Source organism: Geomonas agri, assembly GCF_020179605.1.
GTDB classification, from domain to species: Bacteria; Desulfobacterota; Desulfuromonadia; order Geobacterales; family Geobacteraceae; genus Geomonas; species Geomonas agri.
The window spans coordinates 763,361-784,151 of the sequence record NZ_JAINZO010000002.1 but is presented as its reverse complement, the minus strand read 5'-3'; the positions used below and the strand labels follow the sequence as shown (position 1 = coordinate 784,151).

Sequence of the window (20,791 nt, the reverse complement as noted above, 5' to 3'; positions counted from 1 at the left end):
AAGAAAATGATACAGACATCAATAAGAGATGGCTCACCGCCAGATACTCGCTGGAAGTCGGCAATGAAAAAGGGACCAGACATAGTCGTGGTCCCTTTGACTGCGCGCGATTTTTTCGTGTTCTTTGCTACGGCAAGGTAAAGAAGAAGATGGCCCCCTCTCCCTTTTGCGATTCGGCCCAGATCCGCCCTTGGTGCCGGTCGATGATGCGTCGTACCGTCGCCAGGCCGATGCCGTTGCCCTCGAACTCCCTGCCGTGCAGCCTCTGGAAGGGATCGAACAGGTTGTCTTTGTAGTTGCTGTCGAACCCCACCCCGTTGTCTTTCACGAAGATGACCAGCTTGTCGTCAACGATGAGCCGTCCGACTTCTATCTTGGCCGCGACGGTGGTGGAGGTGTATTTCCAGGCGTTCTCGAGGAGGTTCCACATCAACTGGTTCAACAGGGCCGGGTCCCCCTGGACGAAGAGCCCTTCCGCGATCACCACCTCCACCCGCCGACCCGGCGCTCCTTCCGAGAGCTGCTCGATCGCCTTTTTCGCCAGGCCGGAGAGGTTCACCATGCTGGGCTTTATCTTGATGCGGTTCACCTTGGCGAGCTCGAGCAACTCGTCGATGAGCCGGCTCATGTCACTGGTGGCCCGGCGCGAGCGCTCCAGCAGATGCCGCGCCTCCTCGGGCAGGTAGGAGTCGAAGTCATGGGCAAGAATGCTCAGGTAGCCGTTGATGTGACGCAAGGGCGCCCGGAGATCGTGCGACACGGCGTAACTGAACGATTCCAGCTCCTTCACCACAAGGTCCAGGCTGTGCGCGCGTTCATCGGCTTTTTCCCAGGCGGCCTGCAGTTCCCGGTTCTGTAGCTCGAGCTCGGCCTGATGCGTCTCCAGCTCCAGCGGCAGGCGCTGCATGTCCATGTCCGCGGTCGGCTGAGCTGCCCCGGCGCCTGAGCCCGACCTTCTCATACCTTCCTGTTTCTTATCCGCTTTTCCGACCGACACAGTCATCTTCGCCGCCGTAAATATGAAAACTTTAAAATGCTGTAACACATTAATTGATTTATAGATTAACTGCAACCAAATAATCGTATACAAAACGGAGCACGTTGGTGGGGAAAGGTTGTCGCAGACACGGTTTTCCGCCCAATCCTGAGCCCTTTTGTATTGCCCGCAAGCCCAATCTCTTGTATAAAAGGCTGCCCACGCAACACCTCGAATTTCAACGCTGAAGGCGGTTTACGGCTTATGTCATCTAGAAAGATCGCACTGGTGACCGGAGCGAGCAAAGGGATCGGAGCGGCCATTGCCCTGACCCTCGCCCGCGACGGCTTCGATATCTGGCTCAACTACCGGTCCGACCACGCGGCCGCCGCTGAAGTGGCGCGCGGGATCGAGGCCGCCGGGGCGTCCTGCCGGCTCCTCTGCTGCGACGTCGCCGACCCGGCCGCCGTCAAGGAGACGCTGGGACCGCTGCTCGAAAACGAGTCCCCGGAGGTGCTGGTCAACAACGCCGGCCACACCAAGGACACCCTCATGGTCTGGATGGCCGAAGACGAGTGGAAGGATGTCCTTTCCGTGCACCTGGACGGCTTCTTCCTGGTGACCAAGCTGGTGCTGGTCGGCATGCTGAAAAGGCGCAGCGGCCGGGTGATCAACATCGCCTCCACCTCCGGGCAAAGCGGTGTGGCGGGTCAGGTGAACTACTCCGCGGCCAAGGCGGGACTGATCGGCGCCACCAAGGCCCTGGCCCTCGAGACCGCCAAGCGCAAGGTCCTGGTCAACGCGGTCGCCCCCGGTTTCATCGAGACCGACATGGTGGCAGGGCTTCCCAAGGAGAAGATCGTCCCCATGATCCCGCTCGGGCGCATGGGCACCCCCGAGGAAGTGGCCGAGGTGGTCTCCTTCCTCGCCTCGGACAAGGCATCGTACATTACCGGGCAGGTGATCTCCGTCAACGGCGGCATCTACCTGTAGCGGCGTTTTTACAGCAACCACGCAGTTGAGGTAACCGTGCATAAAGTAGCCATAACCGGGATCGGGATCGTTTCCTGCCTGGGGAGCAGCATACCGGAAGTCGCGCTGGCGCTCGAATCCGGGCGCTCGGGCATCGTGATCGACGAGGAGCGCAGCCGGCTGGGCTTTCGCAGCCCGCTCACCGGGCGTATCGCCGCGTTCGAGCAGCGCGCCCCCCTCTCGAAGAAGCAGGCCAAGACCATGCCCGACTTCGCGGTGCACGCCTTCTCCGCCGCCTGGGACGCGCTCACCATGGCGGGCCTCCCGGACGAGCTGGTGCAGAGTCCGGAGACGGGGCTCATCTTCGGCTGCGATTCCAGCTGCCTGACCGCCGTGGAGCAGGTGGAGCTTCTGCGCGAGCGCGGCGACACCCAGCTCATCGGCAGCGGGCACGTCTTTCGTTCCATGACCTCCTGCATCACCATGAACCTCAACACCCTTCTTAAGTGCCGCGGCGCCTGCTGGACCATCAGCTCGGCCTGCTCGAGCGGCGGGCACGCGGTGGGGCAGGGGGCAGACCTGATCGCCATGGGACGGCAGGAGCGCATCATCTGCGGCGGCGCACAGGAGATCAACTGGCAGTCCATGTGCAGCTTCGACGGCCTGGGAGCCTTCTCGTTGCGCCTGGACGACCCCGCCGGCGCCTCGCGCCCCTTCGACTCCGGCCGCGACGGCCTGGTCCCCAGCGGCGGTGCGGCCGCACTGGTACTGGAGCGCTACGACCTGGCGGTCGCCCGCGGCGCCACCATCCTGGGGGAAGTCGCCGGCTACGCCTTCTCCTCCGACGGCAACCACATCTCGGTACCGAGCAGCGAAGGGCTGCAGCGCGCCATGCGCCAGTCGATCACCCTCGCCGGCCTTGCCCCCGCCGACATCGGCTACGTCTGCGCCCACGCCACCTCGACCCCGGCCGGGGACGCGGCCGAGGCGAAGAACATCTCCGCGGTGTTCGGCCCGGTCACCCCGCCGGTGTCGTCGCTGAAAGGGATGACCGGGCACGAGCTCTGGATGTCGGGCGCCTCGCAGGTGGTCTACAGCACCATCATGGCGCGCGAGGGGTTCATCGCCAAAAACCTCAACTTCGCCACTCCCGACGAGGACTCGGCACGGCTCAACATCGTCACCGAGACGCTGCGCGCCACCCCGGAGCACGTCCTGTGCAACTCGGCCGGCTTTGGCGGCACCAACTCGTGCCTGGTGCTGAGGTTCGCCCGTTGAGCTACGACTACGCCGTCATCGGTGCCGGCGTCTCCGGTATCACCTGCGCCCTCACCCTGGCCCGCAGCGGCTACCAGGTCGCGCTCATCGAACAGGCGCCCCACATCGCGCCGCTGTTGCGCGGCTTCTCGCGCCACGGCGTCCACTTCGACACCGGCTTCCACTACACCGGGGGGCTCGCGCCCGGCGAGCCGCTGGAATTGTTCCTGCGCTACCTGGGCGTCGCGGATCGCATCGAGACCTTCTCCTTCGATGAGCAAGGCTTCGACCTGATCCGCTGCCAGGACCCCGCTTTCGAGTTCAACTTCCCCATCGGGGTCGAGAACCTGCGCGAGCGGCTTGCCGCCACGTTCCCCGCTGAGCGGGAGGCCATCGACAGCTACCTTGACCAGGTAGACGCGGCGGGTCGCGCCATGCCCTACCTGAACCTTGACGCCGAGTTGAGCCAGGAGTCGCTGCTGCAGCGCGTCATCGGCCCGAGCCTGCGCGAGGTGCTGGACCGCCTGACCGGTAACGAGCTGTTAAAAAGCTTGCTTTCGGTGCACACCCTTTTATATGGTGTCTCCAGCCGCGAGGTCCCCTTTGCCCTGCACGCCGCCATCGCCGGGAGCTACTACCAGTCGGTGCACGGCATCCGCGGCGGAGGTTTGAGCCTGGCACGCGCCTTCGACAGCCGGCTCGCCGAGCTGGGCGTCACCGTGCTCTGCTCGCGGCAGGCCGCTGGCATCGAGATCTCCCCCGGCGGTGCGGTATCCGGGGTGCGCCTAGCCGACGGAGAGTTGATCCCCTGCGCCGCGGCGATCGCCACGGTCCACCCGCAGCTGCTGCTGGACCTGGTGCCGGAAGGCGCCTTCCGCCCGGTCTACCGCAAGCGGCTCGCCTCCCTGGAGGAGACCGTTTCCGCCGTGCTCTGCTTCGCCACCTGCGACGCGCCCATCCCCGGCCTCTCCGGGAGCAACCGGTTCTACATCCCCGATACGAGGGCCATGGACGAACTGGGGGGGCGGGCGGTAGGCGACGGTGCGCTCTACCTGAGCGCAGCGTACCGCGACGGCGACCCGGCCCCGGCCGGCTTCATCGGCATCTGCCCGGCCCTCTACAGCGAGGCTGCCGCGTGGCAGTCACGTCGGGGCGAGCGCCCCTCCGGGTACCAGGAATACAAGGAGCAGGCGCTGGAGCGCCTGACGGCGCAGATCACCAGCGCCTATCCCGAACTTAGCGGCCACATCGCGAGCATCGAGGCATCCACGCCGCTCACCGTGCGTGACTACTGCGCCACGCCGCTCGGGGGGCTCTACGGCGTCAAGCACATGGTGGGGCAGTACAACCCGCAACCGGCCACCCGGGTACCCGGCCTGTTCCTGTCCGGGCAGGCAGTGGCGTCGCCCGGGGTCATGGGGGCGATGCTCTCGGGGCTGGTCACCTGCGGTACCCTGCTCGGGCACGACCGCATCAGAAAGGAATTGAAGGGATGTTGCTGAGAAGAGTGGTCATCACCGGGATCGGGGCCGTTTCCCCCTTCGGGCGCGGGATCGATAACCTCATGGACGGACTGCTGGCCGGAAGAAGCGGCGTGGTCGAACTCCCGGCGCTCGCGGAAATAATCGGGATGCGCACCCGGGTCGCCGCGCTGGTCACCGGGGTCGACCCGATGGAGATCCCGCGCAAGTTCCGCCGCTCCATGTCCAGCATGTCCGTCTTCGCCACCCTGGCCGCCCAGGATGCCGTGGCCATGGCCGGACTCGCCCCGGAACAACTCGGTAGCGGCAGGCTCGGAGTCTCCATCGGCTCCACCACCGGCAGTCCGCAGACCATGGAGGAGTTCTTCCGCGAGTTCAACGCCGACCACAGCCTGGAGCGGATGAAGTCGACGCTCTTCTTCCACATCATGAACCACAGCTGCGCCTCCAACGTGGCGCAGGTCCTGGGGGTGACCGGCAGGGTGCTCGCCCCCGCCGCCGCCTGCTCGACCTCGACCCACGCCATCGGCTACGGAGCCGAGATGATCGGGCTTGGCAAGCAGGAGTTCATGCTCTGCGGCGGCGCCGACGAGTTCCACCCGCTCACGTCGGGCACCTTCGACATCATCAACGCAGCCTCGGCTGCCTTCAATGACACGCCGCACCAGACGCCGCGCCCCTTCGACGTCAGGCGCGACGGTATTGTCTGCGGCGAGGGGAGCGGCATCCTTCTCCTTGAATCGCTTGACTCGGCGCTTTCGCGCGGCGCCGAGATCCTGGCGGAGGTGACCGGGTTCGCCACCAACTCCGACCCCGGCAGCATCGCCAACCCCGACACGGCCTGCATCGCCCAGTGCATGCGCCTCGCCCTCGCCGACGCCGGCATCGAGCCGGGCGAGGTCGGCTACGTCAACGCCCACGCCACCGCCACCGAGCAGGGGGACATCGCCGAGTGCGCCGCCATCGCCGAGGTCTTCGGCGCGGACACCCCGGTCAGCAGCCTCAAGGGGCACCTGGGTCACACCATGGCCGCCAGCGGCGCCCTGGAACTGGCCGCCTGCGTGGAGATGCTGCGCCGTGAGGTGCTGGTCCCGACCCTCAACCTGGACGAGGTCGATCCCGCCTGCGCCGGTGTGCTGCACCAAAGGGAGGTCGCCCAGCGCCGGGTCGACACCCTGATCAAGAACAATTTCGCCTTGGGTGGCGTCAATTCATCCATAATCTTGAGGAGATATGCCTAGTATGACCGAGCAGGAAATCGTAGCGAAGATCAATAGTTCCCTGGCGGAAGAGTTCGAGTACGACCTCGCGGCCATGACCCCGGAGACCACCCTGTTCGAGGACATGGGGCTGGACAGCCTGGACGTGGTCGACCTGGTGATCGTGCTGGAGACCGCCTTCAGCATGAAGGTGCGCGAGGAGGAGGCGATCCGCAAGATCCGCACCCTGGGCGACATCCACGAGTTCGTCATCGCCAAGAAACGCCAACTGGAGGGTGACCGGTAGGTGACGTCGCAGGAAACCCCACGGCACCGGGAGAAAAGCGGCAGGTTCTGGCTGCTCCGGGCGCTGCTTCTCAACCTGACCTTCTACCCCCTGATGGCGCTCTGGACCGTCGCCGGCATCGTTGCGTCCCCGCTCTGCCTGGTGCTGTGGAAGCTGGCCACCGGCTGGGACCTGGGTCGGATCACCCGTCACCTGATCAGCATCCACGGCTACGGCATGGTCGCCATCACCGCCCCGTTCGTCCGCTTTTCCAGCGAGGGGACCGGGAGCATCGGGCGCCCCTGCATCCTGGTGGTGAACCATCTCTCCTTCTTCGACAGCTACTACATGTCCACGCTCCCTTTCCACGACATTGTGTTCGCCGTGGGGGCGTGGCCCTTCAAGATGTACTGGTACACGCTCTTCATGCGCCTGGCCCGTTACCTCGACGTGGAAACCGCTGATTGGGGTGACGTGGTGGCGACCTGCTCGGAGACCTTCGCCAACAAGGGCGTGGTGATCTTCTACCCCGAGGGGCACCGCTCGCGCACGGGAAAGCTGCAGCCCTTTTATTCCGGCGCCTTTCGGCTCGCCAAGGAGACCGGCGTCCCCATCGTGCCTCTGGTGATCACCGGGACCGGCGACCTGCTACCGCCGGGGCGCTTCGCGCTCTACCCCACCCGGGTGCGCCTGAAGGTGCTCCCCCCGGTGGACCCCGCCTTGTTCCCCGGGCATAACGGGCATCTGCGACTGCGCCGCGAGGTACGCGAGCGGATGACGCGGGCGCTGGCCGAGATGCAGGGGGAGACTGGCGCGATGAGGAAAACGAAATGACCTGGAATGCCGACAAGGGGCTCGAGCTCGCCCGCCTGGACGCCGCCGCCATCGCCGCGCGCCAGGAGGAGCTGCTACGCCGCCACGTGCGCTACTGCGCGGAGCACTCCCCCTTTTACCGCGCCATGTTCCGCCAGGCCGGCGTGGCACCGGGGGATATCGCGACGCTGGCAGACCTGGCCCGGCTCCCGCTCACCGAGAAGCACCACCTGGAGGAGTGTCGTGACGATTTCCTCGCCGTGGCACAGGACCAGGTCACCGATGTCTGCCTCACCTCCGGCACCACCGGCAAGCCCATCGCCATGCTGCAAAATAACGCCGACCTGGAACGGCTCACCTACAACGAGGAGATCTCCTTCCGGGGTGTGGGCATCACCAGCGCCGACCGCGTCCTGGTCGCCGCCGCCATCGACCGCTGCTTCATGGCCGGGCTCGCCTACTTCATGGGGCTCACCAGGATCGGCGCCACCGTCATCCGCGGCGGCTCCAGCTCCACGGCGCTCCTGGTCGAGCTGATCAGGAACTGCCGTCCGAGCGCCATCATCGCCGTCCCCACCCTGCTCCTCGCCCTGGCGAAAAAGCTGGAGCAGGAGGGGCTCGCGCCGGCCGAAGTGGGTGTCACCCGGCTCATCTGCATCGGCGAGCCGGTGCGCACCCCCGATTTCGCCCTGTCCCCCTTGGGGGAGCGCCTGTTGCAGGCCTGGGGCTGCCGGATCTTCGGCACCTACGCCAGCACCGAGATGGCCACCTCCTTCACCGACTGCGACGCCGGTCTCGGAGGGCACCTTCACCCCGACCTGGTCGCCGTGGAGATCGTCGACGAGGAGGGGCGCCCGGTCCCGGACGGCACCCCGGGCGAGGTGATCGCCACACCGCTGGGGGTCTCCGCGATGCCGCTCCTGCGTTTCCGCACCGGCGACATTGCCACTCTGCACCGCGAGCCCTGCCCCTGCGGCCGCAACACGCCGCGCCTCGGGCCGGTGGTGGGACGGAAGTCCCAGATGCTCAAGTACCGCGGCACCACCGTCTACCCGCCAGCCATCGCCACCGTGCTGCAGGGGATGCACGGCGTGCAGGGGTTCTACATCGAGGCCGAGAGTGAGTTCGCCCTCTCGGACCGGATCCGCGTGGTGGTGGGCACCGCAGATTCGTCCCTCACCGCGGCGCAGGTGGCCAAGAAGATCGCCGCCGCCATCCGGGTCAGCCCCGAGGTGGTGCTGGTCTCTCCCGAGGAGGTCCTCAGGGTGACCATGCAGGAAGACAAGAGAAAGCCGGTACTCTTCTTCGACCGCCGCACCTCGCCGGCCTGAGGCGGGGCGCACCACGAACTGGAAAGGATAGCCATGTCCAACCGTCCCACAGTAACGCTGAACGGCGCCGACCTGACCGTGGCCGACATCGTCACCATCGGCGTCGGCGACCGCGCGGTGGCCCTTGACGCCGCCGCCCTGGAGCGCTGCCGTGCCAGCCGCGCCTTCCTCGAGGAAGAGGTCGCCGCGCGCCGCATCATCTACGGCGTCAACACCTCCTTCGGGCCCATGTGCAACAAGATCATCGAGGACGCCGAGATCGAAGCGCTCCAGGTGAACCTGATCCGCAGCCACGCCGCCGGCCTGGGCGATCCACTCAAGCCCTACATCGCCAACGCCGTCATGGCGGTGCGCCTGAACACCCTGGTCAAGGGGTACTCCGGCGTGCGCGTCGAGCTCCTTGAGTTCATGAAGGAGCTGGTGAACCGCGGCATCGCCCCCTACATCCCCGAGTGCGGCTCCGTCGGGGCCTCGGGCGACCTGATCCACCTGGCGCACCTGGCCCTCACTATCATCGGGGAGGGGAAATCCTACTACCAGAACGAGTTGCACGACACCGGCGCGCTCTTCGCCCGCCTCGGCATCACCCCCTTCTCGCTCAGCTTCAAGGAGGGGATCGCCCTCATGAACGGCACCTCCGCCATGACCGCGGTGGCCGCCTTCGCCCTCTTCGGTGCCCGGAAGATCCTGAACCTCTCCCTGTTCACCGGCGCCTTCGCCCTGGAGATCTTCGGCGGCATCGACGACGCCTTCGACGAGGACCTGCACCTGGTCAAGCCGCACCCCGGCCAGCTCGAGGTGGCCCGCGCCATCCGCGCCCTCTACGCCGGCTCCGGCAACATCACCCTGAGAAAGGAGATGCACGAGCGCATCCGCGGCCACGAGACCGACGGGCCGGTCTACGAGACCAGCGTCAACGTGCAGGACGTCTACTCGGTGCGCTGCACGCCGCAGGTGCTGGCGCCGGTGCTGGAGGCGATCGACGCGGCGGAGCGCACCGTGACCATCGAGGCCAACTCCTCTAATGACAATCCGATCGTCATCCCGGAGCGCAAGAAGGTGATCCACGGCGGCAACTTCCACGGCCAGAGCATCGGCTTCGCCATGGATTCCCTCTGCATGGCCATGGCGACCATGTGCACCCTGTCCGAGCGCCGCATCAACAAGTTCCTGGACCGCAGCATCAACGAGGGGCTGCCGGAGTTCCTGATCCCCGGAACCCCGGGCCTCACCATGGGCTTCATGGGGAGCCAGTACCTGGCGACCTCGACCACGGCCGAGAACCGCCAGCTGGCCAACCCGGTCTCCACCAACTCCATCTCCTGCAACGCCTCCAACCAGGACGTGGTCAGCATGGGTACGGTGGCGGCGCGCAAGGCCTTCAAGTCGGTCAGTAATGCCAAGCACGTGCTTACCCTGGAAGTGCTCGCCGACCTGCAGGCACTCTCGTTTAGAAACGCGGATCGCCTGGGTACCGGGACCGGCAAGCTCTACGCCATCCTGAACCGGGACTTCGCCGTGTACGACAACCGGCGCGTCTTCCACGAGGACCTGGTCCGCTTCCGGAAGCTTCTCTTCTCGAGCCAGCTCCTGGACGACCTGGCCCCGTACCTGGGCCACGAGGGGTAAACCATGGGTGATGCTGCCATGACCACCGACCTCACCCTCCCCATGCCGGCGCGGCTCCTCATCCCGCACCGCCCACCCATGCAGCTCGTCGAGCGGCTGTTGAGCTACGGCGACCAGGCGGGCGAGGTCGAGGCGCTCTTCCCGGCAGAGAGCCTTCTGGCCGCCGCTGACGGCACCCTGGACGGGGTGGCGCTGGTCGAACTGCTGGCGCAGGGGTACGCGGTCATCAAGGGGTACGACGACCTCCTGCAGGGCAAGGAAATTTCCAAGGGGTACCTCGTGGGGCTCCGCAAGCTGCGCCTGACCGGGACCGCCCGCGTTAGGGAACGGCTCCTGGTGCGCATCCGCACCGTGGGAAGCTTCGAAGGGTTCGCCGTCGCCGAGGGCGAGGTGGAGCGCGACGGCGTGGCGATCGCGAGCGGCACCCTGAAGCTCTGGATCGTGGGCGACGCGACCGGGGAGGCGTCATGAAGCGGCTGTTGCTCCTCTGCGCCCTGCTCCTTCCGGCGCTGCCGCTCCACGCCGAGAGCCAGCCATCGCCGCAGCTTCTGGAAACCCTCGAGAAGAACGCAGGATCGGTGCGCACCATCTCCAGCGATTTTGTCCAGGAAAAGCACCTGAGCATGTTCAAGAACCCGATGACCTCCAAGGGGCGCCTCTACTTCGCCCGGCCGGACCAACTGCGCTGGGAGCTGACCGCGCCGGTGGCGTCAGGTTTCGTGCTCAAGGGGGATCGCGGCAGGCGCTGGCACGAGCGGACCGGCCGCACCGAGAACTTCCAGATCAGCCAGGAGCCGATCATGAAGCTGGTCTCCGAGCAGCTCTTCGCCTGGGCCCGCTCCGACTTCGCCTGGATCAAGAAAGAGTACCGCGTCACCGTGCTGCAGGAGTCTCCGGCCCTGTTGCGGCTCGAGCCGCGCTCCGCCGCCACCGCCAGTTTTCTGCACCACCTCCTGGTCGGCTTCAGCGCCGACGGGCGCTACGTGAAGAGCGTCGAGTTGCATGAGAAAGACGGGGACTTCACCAGGATCCGTTTTCAGAACACGGTGGTGAACAAGGCGCTGCCGGCGGACATCTTCTAGATGGATGAGCCCTCCGTGAACCTCTTCGGCCGGTTGTACCGCTACTTCGCCGGCCGGCGCCGTGTCCTGTACGGGGCGACGCTGCTCTTGGTGGCGCTCTCCCTGTTCGCCTCGTCGCGGCTGCAGCTTCAGGAAGACATCGTCGCCATGCTCCCCGACGACGGCTCCAGCGCGGCCACCGACTTTCGCCTGCTGCAGCTCGCCCCCTTCACCAGGAAGCTCGTAGTGAGCCTGAAGGCGCCGGCGCCGGGCGACAGCACGGCCCTGGTCGCCACCGCCGACAGCCTGGCCCAAGCGCTGCGCGAGGCGAAGGTGGGCACGGTGAGCACCGGCCCCGCCGCGCTGGGCGGGGAGTTCTTCGGCTTTTTGGGCTCGGCGCTCCCGAGCCTGTGCGGCGAGGCCGACCTGAAGCGGCTGGAGGCGGCGACCACGCCGGAAAAGGTGCGCGAGCGCCTGCGCGAGGGGTACGAGCAGCTCCTGGCCCCGGAGGGGTGGGCGCTCAAGGGGAAGCTGCAGACCGATCCGCTCGCCTTCTCCGACCTAGTCCTGGAGCGGCTGCGGTTTTTGAACCTGGTCCCCAACATGCGCCTGGTGCAGAACCATTTCGTGTCCGCGGACGGGAGCTCCGCGCTGATTACCGTCGACACCACGGTCCCCATGACCGATTCGGCCGCCTCGCGCAAGCTCATGGACCGGGTCGACGCCGCGGTCAAGAAGACGGTACCTGCGGGCTTCAGCGCCACCGTCCTCTCCGGACACCGCTACACACTGGCCAATGCCGATGCCGTCAAGCGCGACTTGTACCTGGTGCTGACGCTGAGCGTGGTGGCGATCTTCGCCATCTACCTGGTCTTCTTGCGGAGCATGAGCGCCCTGTTCGTGTTCCTGGTGCCATCGACGGTGCTCGCCATCGCCTCCGGCGCCATGGCGCTCTGGGCCACCAAGGTCTTCGCTGTCACCCTAGGCTTCGGGGGGGTGCTTCTGGGCATGGTGGACGAGTACGCCACCATGATCTACTTCGCCTGCCGCAAGGGGGGCAAGGACCCGGCGCTGATCACCGCCGAGGTATCCCGGCCGGTACTCTCCGGTGCCCTGGCGACGCTTCTCTCCTTCGGGGTGATGCTTCTCTCGGTGCTCCCGGGACAGCGTCAGCTCGCCGTGTACAGCATGACCGGCATCGTGGCCGCGCTTCTCTTCTCGCTGGTGGTGCTGCCACACCTGGTGCGCCCGGCCCCCGGCGGGAGCCTCCCCTTCGGCGGCATGAAGACGCTGCGCCCGCCGCGCCGGCTGGTGCTGGTCGCCTGGTGCGCGCTCCTGGCCATCTGTGCCTTCGGCGCCACCCGGGTCCGCTTCAACGGCAGTCTGCAGGCGGTGAACCTGGTTCCCAGCGAGCTGAAGCGGGCCGAGGCCGAACTGAACCGGACCTGGGGCGATCTGCAGGGTAAGGCGCTCATTTTCGCCGAGGGTAAAGACCTGGAGAGCGCGTTGGAGCTGAACCGGCGCGTCTTCGAGCGGCTCGCCCCGACCCTTCCCCCCGGGGAGCTGGTCTCCTTGGCGCCGCTCTTGCCTAGCGAGGCACGGCAAAGCGAGAACCGGGAGCGCTGGGTTACCTTCTGGCAGGACGGCCGTGCGGCGCGCCTGGAGCGCGACTTGGCACGCGAAGGGGCTGCCTTCGGCTTTACCGGCGCCGCCTTCGCCCCGTTCCTGGCCACGCTGAAAACGCCCGCCATTCCTCTGAACCTTGACGGGTTGCGCGCAGCGGGACTTGGCGAGTTGGTGGACGCCCTGGTGCTGCCTGGTCCCGGCTCGGTCCGGGTGCTCACCCTTGTGCCCGACCGCCCGGAACTGATCGAGCGCCTGTCCCGGGAGCTGGCCCCCCTGCCGGGGGTACGCCTGGTCTCGGAGAGCCGCTTCGGCGCCGTCATGGGGGGGAGCATCATCGGCGACTTCACCCGGTACCTCGCCATCACCGGGGTGCTGGTGTTCCTGCTGGTCGCCGTCGTGTTCCGCACCCCGTCGCGCATCGCGCTGGTGCTGGTACCGGTAGTGACCGGCGTGGTCTGCATGCTGGGCATCATGGGGCTGTTGGGGCTCGCGTTCAACATCTTCAACATCGCCGCCACCATCCTGATCATCGGGCTGTGCGTCGACTACGGCATCTTCATGGTGAGCCGGCTTGAAGACGGCGGCGACGAAACCTCGCGCCTCGCCGTGCTGGTCTCCGGGCTCACCACCTTGGCCGGGCTCGGGGCGCTCGCCCTGGCGCGCCACCCCTCGATGCAGTCCATCGGGGTCTCCGTCCTGCTCGGGGTCGGCACCGGCATACCCGCAGCGCTGTTCGTGATACCGGCGCTGCACCGCAAGGACCAGCCATGAAGCGGATCACCCTCTTGCTTTTCGCAGCGCTCCTGCTCCTTGGGGCCGGCTGCGCCCGGGTCCCCTTCGAGGCGACCGAGCTGGTGCCGACCGTGCCCCGCTCGGCGGCACAACTGGCCGACGGCGTCTGGAGCAGCCAGCGGGGCCCCCTCGTCGTGCGCCACAGCGCCCTGTTCGAGTTGCGCGGCATGCGCGTCCCGGTGGAGGCGATGCTGAGCCTGGACACGAAAGCCGGCGAAGCCCGTCTGGTCGCGATGAACGAGATGGGGGTGAAGCTGTACGACATCACCGTGCTCCGGGACGGGAGCCGGGCCAACTTCGTCATCCCCGATCTGGCGCGTTACCCCGGTTTCGCCGAGGCGGTCGCGCTTTCGGTGCGCCGCATCTTCCTGGCGCCGGCGCCCGGCGCAGGGGATCAGCTGGAAGTCGCCCAGCGCAGCTACCAGACTAGCCGCGAGGAGGGGGGTGCGATGCTCCGCTTCACCTTCGGCGGCACCGACGCCCAACTCCTGGAGACGTCCTGCCGCGGCGCGGACCAGTCCTGGCGGGTGCGCTACTACCGCTACCAGCGGCGCGACGGGCTGCTTTTCCCCGGCGGCATCGTGCTCGACGAAGATCGGGCCGGCTACCGCCTCACCCTTTGGATCGACAGCGTGGAGCCAAGCAATGAATAGCATCATCGCCAAGGAAATAACCGCGAGCCGCCTCGGGGCGGAAAGCGACAGCGAAGGAGGCTGCCTCGGGCGCTACCGCTTCGACACCGGTTTCGCCGGTTTCGACGGACACTTCCCCGGTTTCCCGATCCTTCCGGCCATCGTCGAGATCCACGCCGTGGTCTCCTTGGTCGGCGCCGTGCGGCAATGCCCCCAGCGTCTGGTCGCCGTGCAGGACGCCAAGTTCCTGAACCCGGTGCGCCCGGGCCAGGAGCTGCAGGTCGCCTGCCGCCCGCGCACCGTTCAGGGAAAGGAACTCTGCGACGCGCGCCTCACCGTGGGCGAGGTGACCGTGGCCACCATGCTCCTGGAACTGGCAGCGGAGGAAAGCCCGTGACCCGTGCCTACTTCACACCCACGCCGGGGGCACCGCCCCCCCTGCGCATCACCGTCGAACGCCAGGTCCGTTTCGAAGAGGTCGATCCCCTCAACATCGTCTGGCACGGCCGCTACCCGAGCTACTTCGAGGACGCGCGGGTCGCTTTCGGTGAGAAGTACGGTTTGGGCTATCTCGACTGCTATCAGCGCGGCATCCTCACCCCAATCAAGAAGATGCACGTCGACTACTTCCGCCCGCTCGCCTTCCCGGAGCGCTTCACCGTTGAGGGTATCCTGCACTTCACCCCCGCCGCGCGGCTCAACTTCGAGTTCGTGATCCGCAACCAGGCCGGCGAGGTGACCTGCACCGGCTACACCGTGCAGATGATGCTAGACACGAACCAGGAGATCATGCTGGTCCCGCCCCCCTTCATCGAGGAGTTCCTGGAGCGCTGGCAGCAAGGAGCGTTGTCGTGAACGAGGTCTGCATCACCGACACGCAGACGGTGACCGGTCTCGGCACTGGGCTTGATGTCCTGTTCAACGGGATGATGGCCGGCACCAGCGCCGTAGCCCCCGTGCAACGCTTTGGGACCGCCCGCTATATCTCGCCCAACGCCTGCTGCGTGCCGGGCCTTACGACAGGTGAAGATTCACTGCTCTACCCCCTGCTGGGGCACCTGATGGACGGCTTCTCCGCCGTCCCAGCCGACTGCCGGCTGCTTCTTGCCAGCACCAAAGGGCCTGTCGACCTGATGGAGCGGCTGCAGCGGGGCGAGGCGGTCGACCCGGCTGAATTGGCCATGGAGCGCGTGCTGTCCCGGGTGGGCCAGCGCTGCGGCACCAGCGGCCCGGCGCTCAACGTGAACGCCGCCTGCGCCTCCTCCACGCTGGCGCTGGCGCGCGCCGCGCAGATGATTGCCTTGGGACGCTGCGAAGCGGCGCTGGTGGTCTGCCTCGACCTGGTCAGCGAGTTCGTCTTTTCCGGCTTCTCCGCACTGCAGGCGCTCTCCCCGACCCGCTGCCGCCCCTTCGACAAGAACCGGGACGGGCTCACGTTAGGCGAGGGAGGGGCGGCGCTGCTCCTGATGAGCCGCGAGCGCGCTCGGCGCGAGGGGCGCCCGGTGCTGGGCGTCATCGCCGGCTGGGGTGCCGCCAACGATGCGACCCACATTACGGCACCCGCCCGCGACGCCTGCGGCCTTATCCAGACCGTGCGCCAGGCGCTCGCCCGCGCCGGCCTCAGCGCGGACGCCATCGCCGCGGTGAGCGCGCACGGCACGGCGACGCCGTACAACGACCAGATGGAATTGACCGCCCTGCGCGCCCTCTTCCCCGGCCGCACCCTGCCGGTGCACTCGGTGAAGGGCGCCATCGGCCACACCCTGGGTGCTGCCGGCGGCATCGAGGCGGCCCTCGGGCTCAAGTGCCTCGATGCCGGGATACTCCCCCCCACCGTCGGGCTCATCGAGCCGGACCCGGAAGGGGTGGGGCTCGTGAGCAACGCGGCGCAGGACATCGGGGGAGATTACCTCTTGAGCACCAACTCCGGGTTCGGCGGCGTGAACGCCGCTGTCATCCTCGGCCGGGGGGACGCATGAAGGCGTACCTGAACGGCATCGGTTGGGTCACCGGCACCGGCTGCGGCATGGGGTCACAGAGGAGCGACCAGGTCTTCGTCGACCTCCCCCTCCCCGCGCTGGTGCGCCGGGACGTCTTCGCCGAGCCCAACCAGCGCTTCGGACGCATGTCAGACTACGCCAAGCTTGGCCTGTCCGCCCTGGCCTTCGCCCTGCGCGACGCGGGACTGGAGACGTGGAGCGAGAAGCGCCCCTTCGGCGTCGTCGCCGGCACCAGGCTCGGCTGCCTCGCCACCGATCTCGATTACCAACGCACCGTGCTGCTGGAAGGGGGCGGGCTGGCAAGCCCCAACCTGTTCGCCTACACCCTCGCCAACTGCTTCCTGGGGGATGCTGCCATCCTCTTCGGCCTCACCGGGTCGCTGCTGGCGGTGAATGAAACCGAAAGTACCGGGCTCGGCGCGCTCGCCATGGCCCTGGACCAGCTTGCCCTGAAGGAGGAACCGGTGGTGCTCGCCGGCGTCTGCGACCTGGCTCCCCCGGAACCCTTGGCCGTCGTCGCCCCGTTTCTCCCCGGCGCCGCCGTCCTGGTGCTGGCGGAGACTCCGGGGCCGCGCTGCTACGGCTGCGTCACGGTGGCCGCGAACGGCGGCATCGCCTGCAACGGCACCCCCGTTGACAGCATTGCGCAGTTGATCGATGCGGCCCTCAAGCAGAATGGGATCTCGCAACAGGCAGGGAACACCGGAGAAGGAACCACATGCTAGATCACCGCAAAATACTCCTGGTGCACCCCCTGGGCTATCGGGCCGACGCGGCCGGGCGAGACATCTCCCGCGTGGCCAACATCATGCCTCCCCTAGGGCTTGCCAGCATCGCCGCCTATCTGGAGCAGCGCGGCATGCGCGCCGACATCGTGGACTGCTACGCCCGACCCGACTCGGACCGGGTCATCCGCGACTACCTGCTGGCAGAGCGTCCCGCCATGATCGGCCTGAGCTGCACCACCTCCAGCTTCCTGGACGGCGTGCGCATCGCGGAGATGGCGCGCCAAGTGCTCCCCGGCATCCGCACCGTCTTCGGCGGCCCCCACGTCTCGGCGTTGAAGACGGACCTCTTCCCCAATTTCCCTGCCATGGACTGCGCGGTCGTGGGCGAGGGAGAGGAAACCATGGCGGAGCTCCTCCTGAAGGGATGGGACGACCCCGCCTCCGTGGGCGGCATCATCTACCGCGACGGCGCCGATGCGGTCTGGACCGGCTACCGCGAAAGGCCACTGGTGCTGGACGAGCTCCCCTTCCCGGCCTACGAGAAGCTGGCAGGGTTCCCGGCGTCGTACCGGCTCCCCATCTTCAACTATCCGAAGACGCCCAACACGAGCTGCATCTCCAGCCGCGGCTGCCCCTACGCCTGCAGCTACTGTGACCGCTCCGTGTTCCGGCGCAGCTTCCGCTACAACTCGGCGGAGTACCTCTACGAGCACCTGCGCTACCTCAAGGAGCGCTTCGGCATCCGCCACATCAACTTCTACGACGACCAGTTCACCTTCAACCGGGAGCGGGTCGAGAATTTCACCACGCTGATGACCGATCGTCCCTTGGGCATGACCTTCAACTGCGCGGTCCGCGCCGAGCATATCGACCCGGAGCTGCTCACCCGCATGAAAGGCGCCGGCTGCTGGATGATGAGCCTGGGGATCGAAACCGGCGACGAGGAACTCCTGGCCCAGCACCGCCAGAACGCCGACCTGGACCACCTGGCACAGAAAATCCGCATGATCAAGGATGCCGGGATGCGCACCAAGGGCCTCCTCATGATCGGGCTTCCCGGCGAGACCGAGCAGAGCATCCGCAAGAGCATGGACTACGTCTTTTCCCTCCCCATCGATGACTTCAACTTGGCCAAGTTCACCCCGTTCCCCGGTTCGCCGGTGTACGAGAAGATCCACGAGCTGGGGGAGTTCCAGGAGGATTGGGAGAAGATGGACTGCATGAACTTCCTCTTCGTCACCAAGGGGATGACCCGCGAGCGCCTGGAAGAGCTGTTCCAGGAGTTCTACCGCAACCACTTCAAGCGCCACAAGGTGCTCTGGGGCTACGTCACCATGCTCTGGCGCTCGCCGGACAGCTGGCTGCGCTTTCTGGGGAACCTCTCCAGCTTCCTGAAGTTCACCAGGAAGACCGAACGGTTCGAGGCGGAGCCGTCATCGGCCCCGGTTGCGCCGGGCGCGAAATAGCAACGAAATCACAAGGAGCCGTGCCATGGATACCAAGCAAAAACTTAAGCAGATACTGGTGAAGGACCTGAACCTCGAGGAGGTCTCCCCGGAGGAGATCAGCGACAGCGCGCCGTTGTTCGGCGAGGGGCTGGGGCTGGATTCGCTGGATGCGGTCGAGCTCGTGGTCATCGTGCAGAAGCACTTTGGCGTGGAGATCAAGGACATGGACGAAGGGCGCAAGGCCTTCCAGTCGGTGGACTCCCTGGCCGCCTACATCGAGGAGCGCAAGGGCGCATGACCCACTGGCCCGTCGCCATAACCGGCCTGGGCTGCATTTGCGCCGCCGGCGGGACCGTCCCCGACTGCCTGGAGGCACTGTACGCCGGGCGCCGGGCACCCGCCCCCCCAACCCGCTTCGCCAGCAGTCACCCGACCCCCTTCCCGGTCTTTGAGGTGCGCGACTTCCGCGAGCCCCCGGAGCTGCTGCGCACCAGCGCCCTTGGCGTCCAGGCCGCGACCGAGGCGCTGGCCGACGCGGGGTTCTCTCCGAGTGAGTTGCGCGGGCTGCGGGTCGGTGTCTGTATCGGCACCACCGTCGGCAGCGCCTTGAACGACGAGGGGTTCTGCCGCGCCCACCGCGCCGGTGAGGAGCCGGACCTGTTCCCCATGGAACGCATCCTGAACAACAACCCCGCCGCCGCCATCGCCCGCACCTTCGGCTGCACCGGCCCCTGCCAGACCGTGGTCAATGCCTGCGCTTCCGGGACCGACGCGGTTGGGCTCGCCGCCTCCTGGATCCGCGGGGGGATCTGCGATGTCGCCATCGCCGGCGGTGCGGACGAACTGGGCCGCATCACCTATCACGGATTCATCTCCCTCATGATCACCGACGACTCCCCCTGCAAGCCCTTCGACCGCGACCGCAAGGGGCTCAATCTCGGCGAAGGGGCCGGCATGCTGGTGCTTGAATCGGAGCAGGTCCGCGCCAGGCGTGGTGCGCGCGCCCGCTCCTTCGTCATGGGCTACGGCTCCGCCTGCGATGCCTACCACCTGACAGCGCCGCATCCGGAGGGGGCCGGTCTGCGCCAGGCCGTGGCCGAGGCCCTCGCCTGCTGCGCCGTTGCCGCCGACCGGGTCTCCTTCGTCAACGCCCACGGCACCGGCACCCCCGACAATGACCGGGTCGAGAGCCGGGTGCTGGCCGAGCTGTTCCCCGGCGTCCCGTATCACTCCACCAAGGGGCACACTGGTCACACCTTGGGCGCCGCCGGCGGTATCGAGGCCGTCTTCACCGTCGCCTGCCTGGAACATGGGCTTGTCCCGGCCAGCGCCGGCTTTGAGAACGCCGACCCGGAACTAGCCGGCAAGCCGCTGCGTGGCAATCGGGAAGTCGCGGGAGAAATAGCCATGTCCCAGTCCCTGGCCTTTGGAGGGAGCAATTCGGTACTCCTGTTCGGGAAGGGGGATGCAGCGTGACGCGGCTTCTGGTCAAGGGGATAGGGGTCGTCGGCGCATTCGGCACCGGGGTAGAGACCTTTGAAAACGCACTCACGGAAGGGCGGGTGAGCGTGGGCTCCATCGAGGTTGCTACCGGTGAGGGAGTGCAGGCGATACCCGCGTACCGCGCCGACACGGCGGGGCTGGAGGAGTTCGTCCCCAAGCGTTCCTTGCGCCGGGTGGACCACTACTCGAAGCTCGCCCTCCTGGGAAGCTTTCTGGCGCTGAAGGATGCGGGGATGCTTGGCTCGGATCTAAGTCGCGTTGGCCTCGTCATCGCCAGCGGCTACGGCGCCACCGCCACCACCTACGCCTTTCTCGACTCGCTCATCTCGGGGGGGGACACCTGCGCCTCCCCGACCCATTTCGCGAACTCGGTGCACAATGCCGCCGCTGCCAACATCGCTATCACCCTCGGTATCACCGGTCCGAGCCTCACGGTAAGCCAGTTCGACATGTCCGGTCCGTCGGCTTTGCTGAGCGCCCGGCAGTGGCTTTCCGAGGGGAGGGTGGACGCCGTCCTCTTCGGCGCCATCGACGAGGCCTCCGAACTGGTCGCCTATCTGCAGCACCGCCGGCGCGGCCCGCTGCACCCTGCCGCCATGGCGCCGTTGGACGCAGGTGCCGAGAGTTCGATTATCGGCGAAGGCGCAGCCTTCATGCTGCTTACCCGTGACGACGGTGCACCCGCCTACTGCGGCATCGACAGCGTCGACACCGGCAACCTTTTCGGTGGATCACTCCCCCTCCCGGACGACACCCTGCTGCTCTTGGGCGCCGACGGGCGTAGCGAGTTGAGCCAGCGCTACCTCGACACCGTGCCTGCCGGGGCACAGGCCGCCTGCTACACGCCGATCTACGGCTGCATGCCCGCCGCAGCCGGTTTCGACCTCGCGGCGGCCGCACTCGCGTTGAAAGCCGGTCAGTCTTTTGCAAATCCCGGGGGGACCGGCCCCTTCGCCCCCCCCCGTGGCAGCATTTCCAGCATCTGCTCGCTGCGCCTTGCCGGCGACACCGAATATGCCGCCGTAATAATGTCCCGCTGACCGGCCCCCTTGTGGGA

The 20,791-nt window shown here is 66.9% G+C and carries 21 protein-coding genes; 20 read left to right on the top strand and 1 reads right to left on the bottom strand.

The genetic code is table 11. From position 1 onward, the window contains the following. Window positions 1–127: 127 nt before the first annotated feature. Entirely contained in the window at window positions 128–961 is an 834-nt protein-coding gene (locus tag K7R21_RS14985; RefSeq protein ID WP_224984093.1) for a sensor histidine kinase, read from the bottom strand. A gap of 279 nt (window positions 962–1,240) precedes the next feature. Here K7R21_RS14985 and fabG point away from each other — a divergent pair, with 279 nt between their 5' ends. The 20 genes from fabG to K7R21_RS14885 are packed head-to-tail and all read left to right on the top strand — an operon-like array spanning window position 1,241 to window position 20,774. Continuing rightward, on the top strand, window positions 1,241–1,969 hold the full coding sequence (gene fabG, locus K7R21_RS14980; RefSeq protein ID WP_224984092.1) for a 3-oxoacyl-ACP reductase FabG: 729 nt from the start codon (window positions 1,241–1,243) through the stop codon (window positions 1,967–1,969). 36 nt (window positions 1,970–2,005) lie between these two features. Further along, window positions 2,006–3,226 carry a beta-ketoacyl-[acyl-carrier-protein] synthase family protein gene (locus tag K7R21_RS20860; protein WP_224984091.1) on the top strand — a complete coding sequence of 407 codons (1,221 nt, stop codon included), beginning with the start codon at window positions 2,006–2,008 and terminating at the stop codon, window positions 3,224–3,226. Beyond that, window positions 3,223–4,707: a phytoene desaturase family protein gene (locus tag K7R21_RS14970; RefSeq protein WP_224984090.1), complete on the top strand. Its 1,485-nt coding sequence runs from the start codon at window positions 3,223–3,225 to the stop codon at window positions 4,705–4,707. Before K7R21_RS20860 ends, K7R21_RS14970 begins: the two co-directional genes overlap by 4 nt. Next, entirely contained in the window at window positions 4,698–5,927 is a 1,230-nt protein-coding gene (locus K7R21_RS14965) for a beta-ketoacyl-[acyl-carrier-protein] synthase family protein (protein ID WP_224984089.1), read from the top strand. Before K7R21_RS14970 ends, K7R21_RS14965 begins: the two co-directional genes overlap by 10 nt. Before the next feature lies 1 nt (window position 5,928). Further along, window positions 5,929–6,192: an acyl carrier protein gene (locus K7R21_RS14960; protein ID WP_224984088.1), complete on the top strand. Its 264-nt coding sequence runs from the start codon at window positions 5,929–5,931 to the stop codon at window positions 6,190–6,192. Further along, window positions 6,193–7,005 carry a lysophospholipid acyltransferase family protein gene (locus tag K7R21_RS14955; protein WP_224984087.1) on the top strand — a complete coding sequence of 271 codons (813 nt, stop codon included), beginning with the start codon at window positions 6,193–6,195 and terminating at the stop codon, window positions 7,003–7,005. It begins immediately after the preceding gene. Further along, window positions 7,002–8,315, top strand: coding sequence for a phenylacetate--CoA ligase family protein (locus K7R21_RS14950; protein WP_224984086.1), 1,314 nt, complete (start codon window positions 7,002–7,004; stop codon window positions 8,313–8,315). Before K7R21_RS14955 ends, K7R21_RS14950 begins: the two co-directional genes overlap by 4 nt. Before the next feature lie 33 nt (window positions 8,316–8,348). Then, the gene (locus tag K7R21_RS14945) at window positions 8,349–9,944 is read left to right on the top strand and encodes an HAL/PAL/TAL family ammonia-lyase (protein WP_224984085.1); all 1,596 of its coding nucleotides are present in this window, start codon (window positions 8,349–8,351) and stop codon (window positions 9,942–9,944) included. 3 nt (window positions 9,945–9,947) lie between these two features. Continuing rightward, window positions 9,948–10,415, top strand: a complete 468-nt coding sequence (locus tag K7R21_RS14940) for a hypothetical protein (protein ID WP_224984084.1) — start codon at window positions 9,948–9,950, stop codon at window positions 10,413–10,415. Beyond that, entirely contained in the window at window positions 10,412–11,026 is a 615-nt protein-coding gene (locus K7R21_RS14935) for a LolA family protein (protein WP_224984083.1), read from the top strand. Before K7R21_RS14940 ends, K7R21_RS14935 begins: the two co-directional genes overlap by 4 nt. Next, window positions 11,027–13,402 carry an MMPL family transporter gene (locus tag K7R21_RS14930; RefSeq protein WP_224984082.1) on the top strand — a complete coding sequence of 792 codons (2,376 nt, stop codon included), beginning with the start codon at window positions 11,027–11,029 and terminating at the stop codon, window positions 13,400–13,402. After that, window positions 13,399–14,076, top strand: coding sequence for a DUF3261 domain-containing protein (locus tag K7R21_RS14925; protein ID WP_224984081.1), 678 nt, complete (start codon window positions 13,399–13,401; stop codon window positions 14,074–14,076). The genes K7R21_RS14930 and K7R21_RS14925 overlap by 4 nt, the downstream gene beginning before the upstream one ends. Next, window positions 14,069–14,452 (top strand): hypothetical protein, encoded by a 384-nt coding sequence (locus K7R21_RS14920; RefSeq protein WP_224984080.1) that lies wholly within the window; start codon window positions 14,069–14,071, stop codon window positions 14,450–14,452. Before K7R21_RS14925 ends, K7R21_RS14920 begins: the two co-directional genes overlap by 8 nt. Further along, entirely contained in the window at window positions 14,449–14,910 is a 462-nt protein-coding gene (locus K7R21_RS14915) for an acyl-CoA thioesterase (protein ID WP_224984079.1), read from the top strand. Before K7R21_RS14920 ends, K7R21_RS14915 begins: the two co-directional genes overlap by 4 nt. Beyond that, complete coding sequence (locus tag K7R21_RS14910; RefSeq protein ID WP_224984078.1) at window positions 14,907–16,034, top strand: beta-ketoacyl-[acyl-carrier-protein] synthase family protein; 1,128 nt, start codon at window positions 14,907–14,909, stop codon at window positions 16,032–16,034. Before K7R21_RS14915 ends, K7R21_RS14910 begins: the two co-directional genes overlap by 4 nt. Next, complete coding sequence (locus tag K7R21_RS14905; RefSeq protein WP_224984077.1) at window positions 16,031–16,780, top strand: beta-ketoacyl synthase N-terminal-like domain-containing protein; 750 nt, start codon at window positions 16,031–16,033, stop codon at window positions 16,778–16,780. The genes K7R21_RS14910 and K7R21_RS14905 overlap by 4 nt, the downstream gene beginning before the upstream one ends. Then, window positions 16,774–18,249: a B12-binding domain-containing radical SAM protein gene (locus K7R21_RS14900; protein WP_224984076.1), complete on the top strand. Its 1,476-nt coding sequence runs from the start codon at window positions 16,774–16,776 to the stop codon at window positions 18,247–18,249. Before K7R21_RS14905 ends, K7R21_RS14900 begins: the two co-directional genes overlap by 7 nt. 25 nt (window positions 18,250–18,274) lie before the next feature. Beyond that, window positions 18,275–18,529 (top strand): phosphopantetheine-binding protein, encoded by a 255-nt coding sequence (locus K7R21_RS14895; RefSeq protein WP_224984075.1) that lies wholly within the window; start codon window positions 18,275–18,277, stop codon window positions 18,527–18,529. Further along, complete coding sequence (locus K7R21_RS14890) at window positions 18,526–19,707, top strand: beta-ketoacyl-[acyl-carrier-protein] synthase family protein (protein WP_224984074.1); 1,182 nt, start codon at window positions 18,526–18,528, stop codon at window positions 19,705–19,707. The genes K7R21_RS14895 and K7R21_RS14890 overlap by 4 nt, the downstream gene beginning before the upstream one ends. Then, a complete protein-coding gene (locus tag K7R21_RS14885) occupies window positions 19,704–20,774 on the top strand; it encodes a beta-ketoacyl synthase N-terminal-like domain-containing protein (RefSeq protein WP_224984073.1) in 1,071 nt (356 codons plus the stop codon). Before K7R21_RS14890 ends, K7R21_RS14885 begins: the two co-directional genes overlap by 4 nt. Window positions 20,775–20,791 lie beyond the last annotated feature (17 nt).